This is a genomic window from Bacteroides finegoldii DSM 17565, from assembly GCF_000156195.1.
Classification (GTDB): Bacteria; Bacteroidota; Bacteroidia; order Bacteroidales; family Bacteroidaceae; genus Bacteroides; species Bacteroides finegoldii.
Genome location: NZ_GG688318.1, coordinates 4,650 through 23,455, shown reverse-complemented (window position 1 = coordinate 23,455; position 18,806 = coordinate 4,650). Strand labels below are relative to the sequence as shown.

Annotated in this window: 13 protein-coding genes, 1 pseudogene and 1 riboswitch; of the genes and pseudogenes, 5 read left to right on the top strand and 9 right to left on the bottom strand. The window is 44.0% G+C overall.

Annotated features, from left to right (window positions below; translation table 11 throughout):
• Nucleotides 1-7: 7 nt before the first annotated feature.
• The 5 genes from BACFIN_RS17135 to BACFIN_RS17160 form a co-directional block, all read right to left on the bottom strand.
• Complete coding sequence (locus BACFIN_RS17135; RefSeq protein WP_004293827.1) at nucleotides 8-1,789, bottom strand: PKD-like domain-containing protein; 1,782 nt, start codon at nucleotides 1,787-1,789, stop codon at nucleotides 8-10.
• A gap of 64 nt (nucleotides 1,790-1,853) precedes the next feature.
• Complete coding sequence (locus tag BACFIN_RS17140; protein WP_004289228.1) at nucleotides 1,854-2,771, bottom strand: DUF4465 domain-containing protein; 918 nt, start codon at nucleotides 2,769-2,771, stop codon at nucleotides 1,854-1,856.
• Nucleotides 2,772-2,926: 155 nt separating this feature from the next.
• Nucleotides 2,927-3,118, bottom strand: a riboswitch (cobalamin riboswitch).
• Between the two features lie 386 nt (nucleotides 3,119-3,504).
• The gene (locus tag BACFIN_RS23150; RefSeq protein WP_004289226.1) at nucleotides 3,505-3,834 is read right to left on the bottom strand and encodes a site-specific integrase; all 330 of its coding nucleotides are present in this window, start codon (nucleotides 3,832-3,834) and stop codon (nucleotides 3,505-3,507) included.
• A gap of 46 nt (nucleotides 3,835-3,880) precedes the next feature.
• On the bottom strand, nucleotides 3,881-4,774 hold the full coding sequence (locus tag BACFIN_RS17155; protein WP_004289225.1) for a phage integrase SAM-like domain-containing protein: 894 nt from the start codon (nucleotides 4,772-4,774) through the stop codon (nucleotides 3,881-3,883).
• Nucleotides 4,775-5,203: 429 nt separating this feature from the next.
• The gene (locus BACFIN_RS17160; RefSeq protein WP_007748716.1) at nucleotides 5,204-6,196 is read right to left on the bottom strand and encodes a site-specific integrase; all 993 of its coding nucleotides are present in this window, start codon (nucleotides 6,194-6,196) and stop codon (nucleotides 5,204-5,206) included.
• Between the two features lie 209 nt (nucleotides 6,197-6,405).
• On the opposite strand from BACFIN_RS17160, the pseudogene BACFIN_RS0219355 reads away from it, so the two are divergent.
• The 3 genes and pseudogenes from BACFIN_RS0219355 to BACFIN_RS17170 all read left to right on the top strand — a co-directional run.
• Nucleotides 6,406-7,281 (top strand): annotated as a pseudogene (locus BACFIN_RS0219355) (glycoside hydrolase family 125 protein); the annotation flags it as partial.
• 170 nt (nucleotides 7,282-7,451) lie between these two features.
• Entirely contained in the window at nucleotides 7,452-8,516 is a 1,065-nt protein-coding gene (locus tag BACFIN_RS17165) for a tyrosine-protein phosphatase (protein WP_032839155.1), read from the top strand.
• Nucleotides 8,517-8,555: 39 nt separating this feature from the next.
• Nucleotides 8,556-10,421 carry a DEAD/DEAH box helicase gene (locus BACFIN_RS17170; RefSeq protein ID WP_007748705.1) on the top strand — a complete coding sequence of 622 codons (1,866 nt, stop codon included), beginning with the start codon at nucleotides 8,556-8,558 and terminating at the stop codon, nucleotides 10,419-10,421.
• A 159-nt stretch (nucleotides 10,422-10,580) separates the two neighbouring features.
• Here the strand turns inward: BACFIN_RS17170 and BACFIN_RS17175 are convergent, their stop codons facing one another.
• The 4 genes from BACFIN_RS17175 to ruvB are packed head-to-tail and all read right to left on the bottom strand — an operon-like array spanning nucleotide 10,581 to nucleotide 16,628.
• The gene (locus tag BACFIN_RS17175) at nucleotides 10,581-12,722 is read right to left on the bottom strand and encodes a S46 family peptidase (RefSeq protein ID WP_007748689.1); all 2,142 of its coding nucleotides are present in this window, start codon (nucleotides 12,720-12,722) and stop codon (nucleotides 10,581-10,583) included.
• A gap of 19 nt (nucleotides 12,723-12,741) precedes the next feature.
• Nucleotides 12,742-14,097, bottom strand: a complete 1,356-nt coding sequence (locus BACFIN_RS17180; protein ID WP_007748686.1) for a TIGR00341 family protein — start codon at nucleotides 14,095-14,097, stop codon at nucleotides 12,742-12,744.
• A gap of 2 nt (nucleotides 14,098-14,099) precedes the next feature.
• A complete protein-coding gene (locus BACFIN_RS17185) occupies nucleotides 14,100-15,548 on the bottom strand; it encodes a lipopolysaccharide biosynthesis protein (protein ID WP_007748685.1) in 1,449 nt (482 codons plus the stop codon).
• A gap of 45 nt (nucleotides 15,549-15,593) precedes the next feature.
• Nucleotides 15,594-16,628 (bottom strand): Holliday junction branch migration DNA helicase RuvB, encoded by a 1,035-nt coding sequence (ruvB, locus tag BACFIN_RS17190; protein WP_007748678.1) that lies wholly within the window; start codon nucleotides 16,626-16,628, stop codon nucleotides 15,594-15,596.
• 127 nt (nucleotides 16,629-16,755) lie between these two features.
• Between ruvB and BACFIN_RS17195 the strand changes: the two genes are divergently transcribed.
• Nucleotides 16,756-17,988 (top strand): nucleoside recognition domain-containing protein, encoded by a 1,233-nt coding sequence (locus BACFIN_RS17195; RefSeq protein ID WP_007748676.1) that lies wholly within the window; start codon nucleotides 16,756-16,758, stop codon nucleotides 17,986-17,988.
• Between the two features lie 16 nt (nucleotides 17,989-18,004).
• The gene (gene ybeY / locus BACFIN_RS17200) at nucleotides 18,005-18,424 is read left to right on the top strand and encodes an rRNA maturation RNase YbeY (protein ID WP_007748675.1); all 420 of its coding nucleotides are present in this window, start codon (nucleotides 18,005-18,007) and stop codon (nucleotides 18,422-18,424) included.
• The last annotated feature ends 382 nt before the right edge of the window (nucleotides 18,425-18,806 follow it).

The following is an 18,806-nucleotide window of genomic DNA, read 5'->3' as shown; positions in this document are numbered from 1 at the left end:
ATTTTTATTATTTGGTTAGATCCTCAAAAGAAAATACCTCCGTAGAAACTTCGCCCAGCCAGCCGCTTTTGGCCAGAACACCGCATTGTATTTTGATAAAGTCAATATATTGCAGATTGGCTTCCGTTCCATCGGCATGGATGGCATTGGAAATTTTGAAACCGTTCCTTTGTCCGCTTCCATCCACCGTACTGCCGCCTTCTATCTGGTCGTTTCCGAAATTATCCACGTACCCCCAGTCATAACTCTGATTATCCCAATAACCGGTTTGAGAATCTTGGGTGTTGCGGGCGGCCAGACAAGTGCCTGTCAGGGTATAACTGTTTTCCGAAATCCAAGCCGGATAATAATAGTCTTGTGTATGATAAGCGGACAGATAGTCTACCCAGCCGTTTCTACCGTCGGAACTGATCCATTGGACATCCATTTTTTTGCCTTCCGGACGGTAATAGGTCACTTCAAAATTCTGTATTGTTTCTTCCTTGCCTGCTTCAGATCCTTTCAGTTCGTACCACTCGTCATCCGGCAATCCGTTTCCGTTTATATCTTGCATGACCCATACGATACCCGGTTCGGAACTGCCGTCAAAGGCGTTCCCCTGAACACAGAAATCATATTGGTTACCCGAATTGGGAATACTGTGGTCGAAGCCGACGATGATATAACCCCCGAAAGAACCTAAAGAGACGTGCAGTTTGTCTTTCAAACGCTGTGTTGCCCATGCGACAGCCGCTTCAGGGGATGTTTCGTTGCCGGTCATACCGCCTATCGTGCTCGTCTCGTTGATAAATTGGCCGGGAGCTGGGGTATATTCATAGACTTTATTCCAGAGCTTGGAACTTCCCGAAGCCCGGAAGCCGTCTTGTTCCTTTTTGTCCACACAAACGACTTTTACGGTGGCAGTGACAGCCGTTTTCCCTTTGTCGATATTCCTGCTTATTTTTTCCGTCGGTGTGTCTTCCGACACAGTACAGGAGACGGTGTATTCTCCGGGTGCGGACGGCGTGAACTTGAACATGCGTTCCACTTCTCCTTCCATGACCTGACCGTCCACACTCCACTCAAAACGGGGATTGTCGAAATACTCCAACAACGGACGCAGGAAAACAGGACGGTCGGCAAAAGTGTACCTGTCCGTGGATGTTTGCAGGTAAGACGGGGTCGGGAATTTGACAACGTAGGGCATCGTTTCCACGACCTCTACGCTTACGTCTTTCGTTGTTGTCCCATCTATATTGGAAGCGTTGATTGTCACCGTATAAACACCGAGTTCTTTTTCATTGAAAGTATAAGTATTCTCGGTGGAAACGATTTTTCCTTCCCGTACCCATTCGATTTTGAACCCTTCGACATCCGAATGCTGAATATCGGGAGTAAATGTGTAATCGGTATTCCGGACGACTTTTAGCCCCTGCGAAGGTAGTGCCAGTGAGATGACCGGAGGGGTGAGTTCTTTCACTTCTACTTTCAGTTCCTCTTCGGCATAGCCTTCCGCATTGTCTACTCTTAGTTTGACATAAAAATCCCCGCATTCATTCCATGTACGTTGAAGAGACGGACCCGAAGAAACCAGCGTACCGTCTATCGTCCAAGCAAAAAGAGCATCTTCAACATTCTGGTATGTCGGGGCGATAGTCAATTCGTGATCGACCTTGACCGTGTAAATACCGGTCTCGCTGTCAAGTTCTATTATAGGTTGTCCTCCTACTTCTTCGGTAATGACTTCATCCTTGTTGCAGGAGGTGAACAGCATACAGGCAGAAATAATAAAATAGTGAAAACGATGCATGATGTGTGGATTTTAGAAAAATAACAGGGATACCCCCGACAGAAGGGATATCCTTGTATTCTTTTTATTGTATGGTGATATCATCAATACAGATATAAGCCGGAGTATTCAAACCGTATGCTCCCGAATCCGAACCCTCGAAGTTGAATTTCACACTTTGCACCCCTTCGGCATTGATTTCCCAATAATCCCATGTCGTGATAGGATCAACCTGTTGTTGGCCGTTACGATAATCGGCTAAAAGACGTTTGTAAGTGCGGATCAGACCGCCATTCGCATCATAACATTCCAGATTCACTTGGAAATACCCTTTCATCTCTTTCAGAGGAGTCGCTACCCCCGTAGAACCGAACTGATTACCATAAGTAATGACACCATAAGTGTATGAGGTGTTGCAGATCCACAGGCCGACCAATTTCCGGGGAACATTGAAATAAAATTCTGGTTTAGCCATCCATGCCTGATTGTAAGCATCCACATATCCGTAAACGACACCGAAATTGGAACCGCTGTGCCCGGCTTCCTTATTCTGTCCTTCCGCTTCCACCGCAGTGTTATAGACAGAACATTGGTTTAGATAAGAATACCACCAGTCTCCGGTATTTCCCGACTGATTGGAGCGGATGTTCCAGTTGGAAAGTGCGATGCCGCCGCTGGAATACTCTGTGCTTCCACCTACAGTATTAAACATTGAAAGGAAGAGATATTCTTCCGGAGTATTGTCGTAAATGGTGGTTACTTGAGGATACCCTTGGTACGAATAAAGATTTTCTCCGGCCGAGGTAGGTCCTGCTAACATGCCGGGATCGAAATCATCGAAAGTGATAGTTAAAGTACCGTCCGAATTTGTCACAGCACGGGTTTGCGAAGTTCCGGAATCAACCGGGTCCATCAAAAAGTCATCGTCCGAGCTACAGCCAGAGAACAAGGCGGTTGCGGTAAATAGACAGGCACCTGCCAGAAAGCGTAATTTTCTTTTCATAGGTCACTCATTTTAATGTAAAACATATTATTAACAAACACAAAAAATTCCCGTTCGTGCGGACTTACACGAACGGGAATATGTCTGTCTTCAAATATTGAATGGCCGATGAGCTATTCCCTATTTGATTACGACCCGTATATCCCGCAGGTGTAAATCTCATTCCGGTCATGGCAGGTCTTCTGACTCGTCCCGGTCATCGTGCCTTCCCGGTATTACACCAGTGGCAAAAGTTCGATGTCCGTTTTTGTGGACTCACAGCAGCGGGTACTGTCCCGGATTTTCACCGGGTTCCCTTTTCATTCGGAAGGCGTAAACCTCCCGAAACCATTTCCCGACTGCAAAATTATCTATATTACATATCAATTCCAAATAATTCATAATATTTATAATAAAACACACAAAGCATGACAACCGTACTGTTTTAATTAGAGCATTCAAGTTTACGACAAACGAAGACGGTAATTATCATACACAATATCCATAAACCAACAAAACAGCTTGCCATTTTCCATAACAATGCGTTCTGGAATAGATAACTGTTAGCTGCAATTATGCAAGCAAAAAAAGCAGACAGAATAATGACTATTAATATCATGCACCAGAAATTAATCCTATAAATTTATGGAAAACAAGTAAGGGAATGGAAGTTCCGTTGCCGCATGGATGCAGGTGAAGGACCTTCTCTTTTAACGTTGGATACGCCAATGCACGCCAACGGAAGACTCTGATATTATCTGTTTGGAAAGGATATAGGATGTGCGTTACTTTGTCGCATATTCAGAATCTTAAAAAGAATTTTAGTATGGAACTGACAATTATTGAAACAAGCGCGTATTAGGAGTTGAGAAAGCTGGTCAGCACGCTGGTCGTACAGATGGGCGACTTCCAGAAAAAGATTGCCCCGCCTGCGCCGGACAAGTGAATGGATGCGCAGGACGTATGTGATGGACTTATGCCCAAACACTTTCTGAAGAGTTTCCAGCAGCATCCCCTTGAGTATGGCCAGAACGGCAAATGCGTGGCGTCCGATGTGCGGGGTGACCTCGCCCCGGAGTTGCATTTCCTGCCTATGATTCCAAGACTGAGCCGCATGGCATTGTATTCACCTACCGGAAAGACACATTCGGGGAGTCTTTCTTTTCATCCGTACCCCTATATTTTTCAATCAGTTCGATAGCAATGGGCAATAATTTTACGACATACGCCACTCCCGTTTTTATACGGTTGCCCATCAGCCATGTACCGCCGTCGGAGTCGGTATGGATATTATCGTATGTTATGGCTTTCAAGTCCACATAGGAAAGACCGGTGAAGCACATGAACAGGAACATGTCGCGCATGGCACGCTGGCGTTTGTATCTCGGTTCTATATGGATTATCCTTTGCAGTTCCTCTTCGGAAAGGAAAGAACGCCTCTTGTATTCGGGCATACACTCGAATGATGCGAACGGATGAACCCGTATCCAGCCTTTTTCCTGCGCGATATACATCAGCCACTTCAAGGTATTGACACGCCCGAAGACAGTGGAGTTTGCCAAAGCGCATGTACCGAGCATCCAGTTGTAGTAATCCTCGATGAATGATTTCTCAAGTTCTTCGATGACAATATCCTCTGCATTCTTCTTGCTTTTCATGAAAAGCAGGAGACTCTTGTAATCGGCAACCAGACCGCAGTAGGTGCTTTCGGCTTTCTCTATGCCGATTTTCTTTTTATACGGTTCCAGCTGTTCCCTGAAAAGGTTCATAAGGGTGTGGCATTCCTCTGAGAAGCCGACATAGCGGTTATAGACTTTCTTGGCTGTAACAAAACTGTCGTGGTCGCAGATGTACTGGTAGTGCCTGGTGATTTGCGCCTTGATATTGTCAAGCTCCTGATTGAGTGTACGGGCCTCCTCGGACTTGCCTTTGGCCCGGTTGGTTTTGACGTCCCACAAAGCGAGGGACACTTCTTTCTTACAACTGAAACCGGCTTGGGTTCCATTGATGGTGATACGGCCCATAATCGGTGTCTTTCCGTTTTTTACAGACTGTTTATTCTCAAAACACTTAGCTATACATGGTCTGCGATAAGCTAAGAGAGATTCCCCTTACACAAAAGCATGGCATCTCCTTGTCGTATCTCGCCTTTATACTTTTATGTATAGTAGTCTACCGGATCGAATGAACAAGACCTATCCCATACATAAACCAATTTAGACTGCTATGTTATTTTTGAGGAAGAAGATGGAATGAGACCAGATACCCTCTTTAAGGCTGACTGTAAGTCGATTAAATGTAGAAAAAGATTGCTTTTGTCACAAGTAAAGTGTATATTTGCATTGAAAGAATCGTTCTTTGACAGAGGCAAAAGAAAACAGAATATTGTAATTCGCTCGTTTCTAAATCGTTACCTGATATTAATTAAACAGAAATAACTGTTTAATTTTCAATTAGATAGAGATTGTATGATGTTTCGCTGTGTGGAAGGTGAATTGCTTGGAAATCCCGGCGGCTTTAGCCCAAGGTTTGAGAAGCTGATTGGTAGTCGAAGGCAGGTCGAATACCAGGTCGTCTCCCGTCTTATCCCCGCGTTCCGGCATCCACTTCAATGCCTCGGCTGAGAGCGGAAGATAAATCGGCTCCTTGGTCTTCTGCATGGCCACCGCCAAACGGTATTGCCCGTGGTCGAGGAACACGTCTTTCCATTTCAAACCTTTCACGTCGCTGATGCGTAATCCGCAGAAACAAGAGAACAGGTAGGCGCTCTTTACCCTCTTGTTCTCCATCGGGGTGGCGATCAATGCCCGTACCTCTTCGATGGTCATGTACGAGCGAACGCTTTCCGGCATTTTGGGCTTCTCCGATTTGTCCATTTCGTTAAACGGGTTTCTCAGCAGGCGCTTGGCACGGACGGCAGCGTTCAGTGCGCCGTTCAATATCTGGTAATAGGTATTACGTGTAGAAGCTGCTATCGGCTTTCCCTTGGGACGATAGGTTGTCAGCATGTAGTCAATGTAGCCTTGGCAAAAGGCGAGGTCTATCCGGTCCAGCGTGAACCTTTCTCCCGCGTATTCCTCCAAAATGTGGGTGACGGCTGTGATTTGGCTTGCACCCTTTTTGTCCCGTTTCTCCTGGTTCTCCTGGTAGGTATGCATCCAGTCCAGCAGGTAAACCTTATCTGTATGGTTCACGATGCCGGCTTCACCGCTTGTCAGTTCAATGATACGTTTTGACTTGATGGCATTCGCGGCAGCCATCGTTATCTCGTTTTGCTGACGGGCATTGTAATCCACTTCGGGTATGAGGTACAGTCTAAGGTACTCATACGACCGTTTACCTTTATAATTGATGTCCAAATACAGACTCTTGTTTCCGCCACTCAAATCTTTCATCCGGAGACGAATCGGCTCTTTGAGTTTGGCTGGTTTTTTCACTCGTGCCATAGGGTAATTATTACTTGTTTTTCTGTTGGCAAAGTTACAAATAATAATCGGAAACGAGAAACAAACGAGAAACAAAAATGTACCAAAAAAGAGCCAAATTACAGAAAGAGATGAAAACAACTGAAAGAAATAATACCCACTTAAAATACTGATATAAAGCGTATTTACTTATATTTTATTGGTTTTTGTTTTCATCTTAAACACGTGGCTATATTTATTGGAAAGAAACCGGTGATGCAAGCATCTTTGATAATGAATGGATACAGGCTATCACCAACATACTGACAATTTTCAAGGAACAACAGCGCAAAGAGGGAGTAGGACCTTATAAATTTCAACGCAAAACGGAGCGTGCACTCGATACATTAAACAACAACGGTTTAGGTGCTCCTGTGAATCCTGTCGGACTCATTGTTTCAGCCTTCCGTCCGTCTGACGATGCGACAACTTTACAGTTCCTCGTACCGTATAATTTCTTCGCTGTTTCTTCTCTAAAGAAAGCTGCGGAAATTCTGAATGTTGTAAACAAAAACACCAGTCTGGCGAAACAATGCACAGATTTGGCATTAGAAGTGGAAGCTGCATTAAAAAAATATGCAACTTACAATCATCCTAAATATGGTACAATCTATGCTTTCGAAGTAGACGGATTCGGAAATCATCTCTTAATGGACGACGCCAACGTACCAAGTCTGCTGGCAATGCCTTATCTGGAGGATGTAGACATTAACGATCCTATTTATCAAAACACACGTCGTTTTGTATGGAGCAAAGACAACCCCTACTTCTTCAAAGGAAAGGCAGGAGAAGGTATTGGAGGACCTCACATCGGTTATGATATGGTATGGCCTATGAGTATCATGATGAAGGCATTCACCAGTCAGGACGATCAGGAGATTAAGTCTTGCATAAAAATGCTGATGGATACAGACGCAGGAACAGGATTCATGCACGAATCTTTCCATAAAGATGACCCTAAAAACTTCACACGCGCCTGGTTTGCATGGCAAAACACGCTATTTGGTGAACTCATTTTAAAGTTAATCAACGAAGGGAAAATAGATCTATTGAACAGCATACAGTAAAATAAATTATAAAATGGCCATTCAATTCAGGGCACTTTTTCGTTATGAAAGAGTGCCCTTTTTCAACACACGTAAATTACTATTAACATTGACTAATTATCGCAAAGGAATTACCACATCTGCCAATAATTCCTAACTTTGCGTATATGATTTACTCAGACAAAAAAACTATGTACAAGAACCTGTTAAGTTGGCTTACCATTCTACTGGGGCTTTCCTCCTGTTCCGGCACCTCACCGGCCATATCAGTGGTATGTGAAGAAAATAACGTAGGAAACAGTGTCATCAAATGGGAAACAGCCCCCTTGCTGAAAGGACAGGTACAAGTCTATGCTTCCACATCCCCCACATTGATTCCTGAAGAATCTCCTGTGGCAATGAGTAATATCTCCGACGGGAAAATGACAATCATCACCGAAGATCCTTCCCAACGCTATTACTATATGATGGTATTCAACAACAAATACCGGGTCAGAGTAGCTACCCGCAATGTCAATATTCCCGGCGTACAGAACTTTCGCGATTTGGGAGGATATAAATCTACCGATACAGGGAAAATGATCAGTTGGGGGATGCTCTATCGTTCTGCACAGATAGACAGCATTTCTCCCGGTTCGCGCCGTGAACTCAAAAATATGGGTATACGCACTATCATAGATCTCCGTTCCGAAGAAGAACTCCACAATTACCCGCAACTGGATGATAAGGAATTTAGAATAGTCCATATCCCCATCCCGACAGGAAATATGGAAAGTATCCTGCAAGGAATCCGGAAAGAGAAAATAAAAAGCGACACGATTTACCGGTTGGTAGAACGTATGAACCGGAAATTAGTAGCAAATTACCAAAAAGAGTTCAGAGAAGTGTTCGACATACTTCTCAATCCGGACTGTTATCCGGCTGTGATTCATTGTACATCCGGAAAAGGACGGACAGGGGTAGTATCAGCCTTGCTGCTTGCCGCATTAGGGGTCAATGAAGACGTGATTATGTCCGATTATCGTTTAAGTAATGATTATTTCAACATTCCCAAAGCTTCAAAATATGCCTACGAGTTACCGGCAAATTCACAGGAAGCAATTACCACCATTTACTCGGCTAAAGAAGACTTTCTGAATGCCGCCAAAGACCAAATCGAGTCAGAATATGGAAGCATACAGAGCTATTTGGAGAAAGGAATCGGACTTTCAACAGAAGAAATAAGGCAGTTACGCAGCATATTGTTAATAAATTGACTATCTTTGCAGCCGAAATAAAAGATATACAGAGATTTAATGAAGACATTTGAAGAGCTTGGCGTTTCTCCGGAAATACGTAGAGCAATTGAAGAAATGGGATACGAGAATCCCATGCCGGTACAAGAGAAAGTGATTCCGTACCTTTTAGGAGAAAATAATGATGTAGTAGCTCTTGCACAGACAGGAACAGGTAAAACAGCCGCATTCGGTTTGCCCTTGCTCCAACAGATTGACGTAAAAAACAGAATTCCACAATCGCTTATCCTCTGCCCTACCCGCGAGCTTTGTCTCCAGATAGCAGGAGATCTGAACGACTATTCCAAATACATTGACGGACTGAAAGTGCTGCCTGTATATGGTGGTTCTTCCATCGACAGTCAGATACGCAGCTTGAAAAGGGGAGTACATATCATTGTCGCCACTCCCGGACGTTTGCTGGATTTGATGGAACGCAAAACCGTATCTCTATCGACCATCCGCAATGTTGTGATGGACGAAGCGGACGAGATGCTGAACATGGGATTTACGGAAAGTATCAACGCTATTCTTGCCGATGTTCCAAAGGAGCGTAACACATTGCTTTTCTCGGCAACGATGAGCCCGGAAATCGCACGTATTTCAAAGAATTACCTGCAGAACGCAAAGGAAATCACGATTGGCCGTAAAAACGAAAGCACCAGTAACGTAAAGCACGTTGCCTATACGGTGCACGCCAAAGATAAATACGAAGCGCTGAAACGCATCGTTGACTATTATCCGCAGATCTACGGTATCATCTTCTGCCGCACACGTAAGGAAACTCAAGAGATTGCAGACAAACTGATGCAGGAGGGTTATAACGCCGATTCACTGCACGGTGAACTTTCGCAGGCGCAACGCGATGCTGTAATGCAGAAATTCCGTATCCGCAACTTGCAACTGCTTGTCGCTACGGACGTAGCTGCCCGTGGTCTGGACGTGGACGACCTGACTCATGTCATCAATTACGGATTGCCGGATGACACGGAAAGTTATACCCACCGTAGCGGTCGTACGGGACGTGCCGGAAAGACTGGTACTTCTATCGCTATCATCAACCTTCGCGAGAAAGGAAAGATGCGCGAGATAGAGCGCATTATCGGCAAAAAATTCATTCCGGGCGAAATGCCGACGGCAGCCGGAATCTGTCAGAAGCAGTTGCTGAAAGTGATTGACGAACTTGAAAAGGTGAAAGTCAATGAGGAAGAGATTGCCGAGTTCATGCCGGACATTTACCGCAAACTGGAATGGTTAAGCAAGGAAGACTTGATTAAACGCATGGTGTCGCATGAGTTCAACCGTTTCGCTGAATATTACCGTAACCGTGCCGAAATAGAGATCCCGACCAACAGTCGCGGAGAACGTGCCGGACGGGGTGATCGCAAAGAAGGTGGTTTCGAGAAAAGAAGCAGGAAAGCCGCTCCGGGCTTCAACCGTCTGTTCATCAACTTGGGTAAGACGGACAGTTTCTTCCCTAGCGATCTTATCGGTCTGCTCAACAGCAATACACGCGGACGTATTGAGCTTGGACGTATCGACCTGATGCAGAACTTCTCTTTCTTCGAAGTTCCGGAAAAGGAGACGATCAATGTAGTAAAAGCTTTAAGTCGCAGTAAATGGAACGGACGCAAAGTGGTAGTGGAAGTATCCAACGAAGAAGGAGGTAAAGAACGTGCCCCACGCCGCGAGAATAAGGATAGAAAGTCCAAAGAGGTCTCGGTAAAAGGTTCCAAAGCGGGCAAGAAAGAGAAACCAAGCCGTGCCGAACGAGGATACGCAAACGCACGTGGTCCTAAAAAGAAGGATGATTGGCAAGCATTCTTCAAAGATAAAGAGCCTGACTTCAGCGAAGAAGGATGGGCACGCAGAAAACCGAAGAAATAGATTCACCACGGATTACACGGATTAACACAGATTAAGACGAAGATTAAACGTGAATTGAAGAAAGAAAGAAAAGAATAAAACGTTTCTCCTCTCTTAATCTGTGTTAATCCGTGTAATCTGTGGTGAAAAAGACTTCGGTATATATACATATAAACTGTTTTATTTGGCTATTTTCAACTCCTTGATAAGATTCCCTGCTTTTCCGTACTTTTCTATAATAAAAAGTACATAACGGATGTCTACACCTATACAACGTTGAAGTTCGGGTTCAAAGACAATATCACTGCTCATTGCTTCCCAATTACCATCGAATGCCAGTCCCAACAATTCCCCTTTACCATTAAACATGGCACTGCCGGAATTTCCTCCCGTAATATCATTGTTAGAGATAAAGCAAACACTCATATCCCCCTTTTCATTAGCATATCTACCGAAATCACCGGAAGAAAACAGACTCAGCAGTTCCGGCTGGACAGCAAAGTCAATATCTCCGGCGTGCTCTTTCACCTTTTCAAAGATTCCTTTTACAGTCGTATAATAATCATAAACAGCTCCGTCAAAAGGTGAGTAACCGTTCACCGTCCCAAAGCTCAAACGCATGGTAGAATTAGCGTCGGGGTAGAAGTTATGGTCGGCATACATACGACGCATGGCAGCATTGAACACACGCTCCCCCTGTTCTATCTGTTCGGAAGCCTCAGAAATACTTTGATTCATCTCATAATACTTCACTATCAGATCGAGACTTAAAGCTACAGCCGGATCCTCAAATAAGTTATAGGTAGTATCCCGCTCCAAGAAACGTTTCAGACCTTTGGAAGAGGTTATTTGGGACGTGGCATACAGAGAATCCACATAGGCCTGAATGTTCCCGTTGTAAAGCGTATCAATCTTCTCATACATGGCAGGCAGATACTTCTTGTCTACTTTTGCCTGATATTCTTTGAGCATGGAGACAAAGACTTCTTTGTCAATGGCAAGATCCAGATTGTCATATTTCTCCAATAGTTTCTTGATACGTGTAACTACCTGCTTCTCTTCCGCCTCAAAATCGAAATTCAGGATTTCCAAGGCAAGCTGAACCAGTTCAGGACCATTAATAAATGCTTCACCGAAATAGGCTAAGGCATGATTTGTCTCCCGACGACCGCTGTAGCTCAATTCCAAAGAAGAAAAAAGACGAAGAAGCTTTTCTCTTTCCGCCGGATGAGATTGAATCCATTCGCGAAGCGCAGCCTCAGCCGCCCGTTTCTTTTCCAGAACTTTCAAATGTTTGATAGCCTTATTTGTTCCAATGCTGTTTTTCCAGTAGTTAGAGCTCTCGTCGTACTTTGAAGCATATTTGATACGAATATCCGGACGATGGTCCATCTCCCGCTTCCAGATAGCCTGCTTCACTCCACGCACATCAATCATAGCCTGATTAATGCCGTTCATCATTTCTTCGATACCGTACGAAGAAAGATAACGTTCCGTACTTCCCGGATAACCAAGCGTCATGCAGAACGAGCCTTCCCTATAGCCATCCAGAGAGATAGGAGCTACATATTCGGGGTGATAGGGAACGTTTTCGGGGGAATAGTCCGCCGGACCGTTTTGGGCATTGGCGTAAATACGGAATACGCTAAAATCACCAGTATGACGCGGCCACATCCAATTATCCGTATCCCACCCGAATTTACCGACAGAAGAAGGAGGAGCAAAAACCAGGCGTACATCATTATAATCCCGATAGACGGAAAGCCAAAATTCATTTCCCGCATAATAAGCGTCTACAACACCGGTCAAGGTAGAATCCTTTTCGGAAACTTCCATTCCGATTACATTCATGATAGAGTCGACGGCTACCCTGCGTTCCGCTTCTGTTCTGGCATATTTGGCAGCAGACAGTACCCGCTTGGTGACATCTTCCGTGCGAAGCAGAAAACGGACATACAACTCCGGATTCGGCAGTTCTTCTTGAAGGCTACGCGCCACGAAGCCATCTTTCAGATAATCGCGCTCCACCGAAGAGTGTTGCTGAATACTGCTGAACCCGCAGTGATGGTTAGTAAAAACCAGCCCGTCGTCCGAGACCACCACTCCCGAGCAAAAACCTCCAAAGCTAACCACAGCATCCGCAAGACACGGTTTCTTCGGATTATAAAGTTTGTTTACAGGCATCTGCAAACCAAGATCTTTCATCACCCGTTCTGTCTGCTTGTTCTTTTTAAGGTTTCCCAACAACCACATTCCCTCATCGGCAAAAGCATTCGAGAGACAGATAGAAAGAAGCACGACGGCGGTTAGTCTGAATTTCATGTTCTTATTTTTAGATTCATTATTCTGTAATCAGTCGCAACTGCTTGGCTCCCACCCTAGCTTTCAGCCATTCGCAGATTTTCTCTTTCTCGGCAACGGAGGGGCGTTTGGAGAATTTCAATACAGCCAATGTGACTGTATCCGTTTTCAACGAATCAACCCGTACCTCAAGTGAATGAGCAATGGAAAGAGTGGTAATGGAAGGATAAAGTACCTTCAACTCAGGAACCAGTTTACGGCTCATTGCATCATATGTCTTGTATTCTTCCAAAGTTTTCTCCAGTTGGGAAATCTTCACTTTCTGTTCCTGAAGCCGTTGCTCGCTGTTCTTGTAGAAGTCTTCCATCACCATAGCACGAATGGAAGACACATCTACCGCTTCATTATTCATACCCTGCAATACAATTAACTTTGTATCGTCCAGCTTATATTCTTTCAATTTGCTGCGAGCGATGGAGATGGACGCATCCGGCACCTCAGAGCCGATCAGGACAACGCGGACTTCTTTATGTTCATAACTGATCTTTTTGTCGAGTACCTGCGTATTGTCAAATCCCAGCTGTTCGTTAATAAAACGATTGGCTGCCGCTTCGTAGAAAGTACTTTTTATAATGCCGTAGGTCAGGTAAACAGCCGGACACATCGTCAGAATGACGATTAGAACAATGTACTTGCGTACAGTCTTCTCACGGGTTTTATCTACAAACTCTTTCCGTTGGAAGTGCATCACACGGACACCGAGAAAAGTAGCTAGACTGATAAATACGGAGTTGATGAAATAGAGATAGAAGGCTCCCAAAAAATAAATCAGATTACCGGACGCCAATCCGTATCCTGCCGTACAAAGCGGCGGCATTAATGCAGTAGCGATAGCAACTCCCGGAATCACATTTCCTTTTTCCTTGGTAGAGAGAGCTACCACACCTGCCAAACCACCAAAAAGCGCGATGAATACATCATAAATAGTGGGCGATGTACGTGCCAGCAGTTCTGACTGTGAACCAGCAATAGGGGCAAGAAGGAAGAAGATAGTGGCCGTCGTCACACTGAAAGCGGTCGTTATGAGAAAGCTCTTTAAAGAGCGTTTCATTAATTCGAAGTCGTTCAGTCCGACAGAGAGTCCTACTCCCATAATAGGTCCCATCAGTGGAGAAATCAACATGGCACCGATAATTACTGCAGTAGAGTTTACATTCAATCCGAGTGATGCCATAAAGATGGCAAAAATCAGGATCCATAAATTGGCACCTTTGAACTCTACACCTTTACGGATAGAATCCACGGTGGCCAGTTCGTTATCCTTGTCTTTTTTCAAGTCCAGATATTCTCCCAGAAAGGACTTGATAGCAAACTTATTACGTTCATCTGTCTTCATAGTTATTTCTTCTTTATAAAGCGATTAATAACAGGAATCTGACTCAATGGTAAATCCTTTTTGATAATATAAGCTATAAATAGCAATAAAAGTACGGTACGGAAAGCAAGACGGAGCACAAGATTAGAGATAGGCACTTGTTCCCCGAGAATGTACAAAACGGCAGCTAACGCCACATAGCAACCGATTCCCCGCAGGTCATACCCGATAGGGTATTTCTTCTGACCGACAAAGTAGGACAGAAGCATAGCCACAGCATAACCGGTGAAACCTGCCCAGGCACAAGCCATATACCCATATATAGGAATCAAGAAAATATTCATCAGTACGACAATGAGACAAGCAATCAGCGAGAAGTAAGCTCCCCATTTGGTCTCATCCGTCAACTTATACCAGAAAGAAAGGTTGAAATAAATACCCATAAACATCTCGGCAATCATCACAATAGGAACTACACGAAGTCCCTCCCAATAATCACGGCCTATGACATACCGCAAAATATCCAAGTAGAACATCACCGCCAGGAAAGCAAGCACGGTGAAAATGATAAAGAACTTCATAGCCTGTGCATACATCTGTTTGTTACCCTTATCCTTGCTCTTACCAAACACAAAGGGCTCATAAGCAAAACGGAAGGCTTGGGTAAACATTGCCATAATCATGGCTATCTTACTGGTTGCCCCGTAAATACCAAGTTGCACGGCTGCTTCAGCCTCATCCGGATAGACAAACGGGAAAATTATCTTATCGGCTACCTGGTTCAAGATTCCGGCAATACCGAGAATCAACATCGGAAACGAATAATAGAGCATTCGTTTCATCAAAGAACGGTCAATGCAATAACGGAAAGCACGAAATTCCGGTATTAGTCCCATCATCACCGTAAACGAACAAATCAAATTTATCAAGAAAGCAGCTCCTACATCCGTACCTTTCAGAACCACGAAATAAATGATATTCAGAGAAATACTGATAAATATAAAGAGTAGCTTCAGCCCCGCAAACTTGATGGGGCGTTTCTTATAACGCAGATATGCAAAAGGAATGGCTTGTATAGCGTCCATCGCAATCACGATGAGCATCATCCCTAAATACCAAGGATGTTCTCCATAACCGAATAAATCGGCAATAGGAGACAAAAACAGAAGACAGAGAAGTAAAAAAGTAAGAGAGACACTACTCACCATCAACAAAGAGGTAGAATATACCCGATTCGGATCATCATCTCCCTTATTTGCAAAACGGAAAAAACCGGTTTCCATACCAAAAGTCAGCAATACGAGTAATAAAGCTACAATGGCATACATATTAGTGATTACCCCATAGCCACCGCTCGAAGCCGGAAGGGAGATCGTATAGACAGGCACCAACAGATAATTGAGGAATTTCCCTATAATACTGCTTGCACCATAAATTGCAGTGTCTTTTGCCAATGATTTTAATTCTGCCATTTTTATTAGTGATTAGTTGTTTGGTGGTCAATGATTAAACGATCATTAATCACCAAACAACGTTTTCTGGTTTCCGCTATAAAGACTTCTTCCCAAATGCTTATAGGCAAGTTCGGTTACCTCACGTCCGCGGGGAGTACGTTTCATGAATCCTTCTTTTATCAGGAAAGGTTCGTAAACTTCCTCGATGGTTCCCGCATCTTCTCCTAAAGCCGTAGCAATGGTCGTTATACCGACAGGACCGCCTTTAAACTTATCTATAATGGTACAAAGTATCTTGTTGTCTATCTCATCCAGTCCGTACTTGTCGATATTCAATGCTTCCAGTGCAAACTGGGCAATCTCCGTATCGATAGAGCCAGTGCCTTTCACCTGTGCGAAATCACGTACCCGGCGAAGCAAAGCATTAGCAATACGGGGCGTCCCACGACTGCGGGAAGCAATCTCCGAGGCTGCACGTACCGAGCAAGGTACATCCAGTATGGACGCAGAACGACGGATGATATTGCTCAAAATATCATCGTCATAATACTCCAAATGAAGGTTAATACCAAAACGTGCACGAAGCGGAGCCGTCAACAGACCGCTACGCGTGGTTGCACCAACCAGCGTGAAAGGATTCAAATCGATCTGGATACTGCGTGCCGAAGGTCCCTTATCAATCATAATATCGATGCGGTAATCTTCCATGGCCGAATAAAGATATTCTTCCACTACGGGCGACAGACGATGAATTTCATCAATAAAAAGCACGTCGTTCGGTTCGAGGCTGGTCAATACACCAGCCAGGTCACCCGGTTTATCTAGCACCGGACCGGAAGTTACTTTAAAACCGACTCCCAATTCGTTGGCGATAATATTTGAAAGAGTTGTTTTTCCTAATCCGGGAGGGCCATGCAACAGCACATGGTCGAGTGCTTCGCCACGCAAGCGTGCCGCCTTCACAAAAATGCGAAGGTTTTCCACCACCTTGTCCTGCCCGCTGAAGTCTTCAAAGCTTAACGGACGGAGTGCATTCTCGAAATCCCGTTCTTTTGAAGTAAGCTGATGTTCGCGTATGTTAAAATCTTCCTGTTCCATTTATTTCTTGAAAAGTAGGAGACAAAGATAGAGATTTACATTCATTTTCAGTATAAGAAAGACGAAGATTTAGTTTATTTGAAACGTAATAACTACTTTTGCACTATCTATATACACGCTATCAACTATGGTTCTAAATTACATTTGGATAGGATTTTTTGTCGTCGCCTTTATCATCGCCCTTGTAAAAGTGATTTTTCTGGGAGATACGGAAATATTTACAGCTATCATGAACGCTACATTCGATTCTTCAAAGACAGCTTTCGAGATATCCCTGGGACTTACAGGCGTACTGGCTCTTTGGCTGGGCATCATGAAAATCGGAGAAAACAGTGGATTGATTAACGCACTGGCTCGCTTTCTTAGTCCGGTGCTTTGCCGACTGTTTCCGGATATTCCTAAGGGACATCCGGTGTTAGGGTCCATCTTCATGAATATGTCTGCCAATATGCTTGGCCTCGACAATGCAGCCACCCCATTGGGGCTGAAAGCGATGAAAGAGCTGCAGGAACTGAATCCGAAAAAGGACACTGCTTCCAATCCGATGATTATGTTTTTGGTGATTAATACATCCGGCCTTATCATCATTCCGATCAGTATCATGGTGTATCGTGCACAAATGGGGGCTGCACAGCCTACAGATGTATTTATCCCTATCCTGCTAAGTACTTTCATTTCAACTCTAGTAGGAGTCATAGCAGTCAGCATCGCTCAAAAGATAAACTTAATCAATAAGCCTATTCTCCTTTTAATGGGCGTTATCTGCCTTTTCTTTTCCGGCTTGATTTATCTGTTCCTAAGCGTTTCACGAGAGGATATGGGTACTTATTCTACATTGATAGCGAATATTCTGCTGTTTAGTGTCATCATCCTGTTTATTTTGACGGGAGTCAGGAAAAAAATCAATGTATACGATTCATTTGTAGAGGGAGCTAAAGAAGGGTTTACGACGGCTGTGCGCATCATCCCTTATCTGGTTGCTTTTCTTGTAGGAATTGCAGTGTTCCGCACTTCAGGAGCAATGGATTTTCTGGTGGGAGGCATCGGTTATATAGTAGGTCTATGTGGGGTTGATACAAGCTTTGTCGGAGCCTTGCCTACTGCACTGATGAAATCACTTAGTGGCAGCGGTGCAAACGGCCTGATGATTGATACGATGAAAGAACTGGGACCGGATTCGTTTGTAGGGCGCATGAGTTGTGTAGTACGCGGAGCTTCGGACACTACATTCTACATTCTGGCCGTTTATTTCGGCAGTGTGGGGATCACCAAGACTCGTAATGCGGTGACTTGCGGTCTGATAGCAGACTTCTCGGGTATCATAGCCGCTATCTTAATCAGTTATTTATTTTTCTTTTAAATCATAACATTCAATTATGGCTGTAACTTATCAAACAGAAGGCGTAAAAATGCCTGATATCAAGAAACGTGAGACTACGGAATGGATAAAAGCCGTAGCTGCTTCTTACGGGAAAAGACTCGGTGAAATCGCTTATATCTTCTGCTCGGACGAAAAGATTCTAGAGGTAAACCGTCAGTATCTGCAACATGACTACTACACGGACATCATTACTTTTGATTATTGTGAAGGCGATCGTTTATCAGGCGACTTATTCATTAGCCTGGACACAATACGCACTAACGCGGAGCAATTTGGCGCTTCTTATGACAACGAACTGCACCGTGTCATTATCCACGGAATTCTTCATCTTTGCGGTATTAACGATAAAGGACCCGGAGAACGGGAAATTATGGAAGCTGCGGAGAATAAGGCATTGGCTATGCGACAAGTGTAAGCAAACCTCCACAGCAAACGGTTTCAAAAAGTAATCAGTTTACTAAAACATACTATACTGTAACATACACTAACTATAATGAAGACGCCCCATCGTAATCACTACGACGGAGCGTTTTCATTAGCAACGGAATTGCTAACACTATTTAGAGATATTCAGTAAATGTTCCTCTTTCTAAAAAAATCAAGAGAAAAGCTCACGTAAAGCAAAGCTCTTCTCTTGATTTTTTCGTTCAACTCTCCTAGTCTTCTATCTTTTTTGTAGAATATTGTTTACATATTCTTGTTTTTTCCTTCCCACCCATGCATTATGTACATGTCTTTTTTAGGGGAAGTTAAAACCTCTCCTGTTTTTCCTGTTATTTTAGTCAGATTATGCTGTT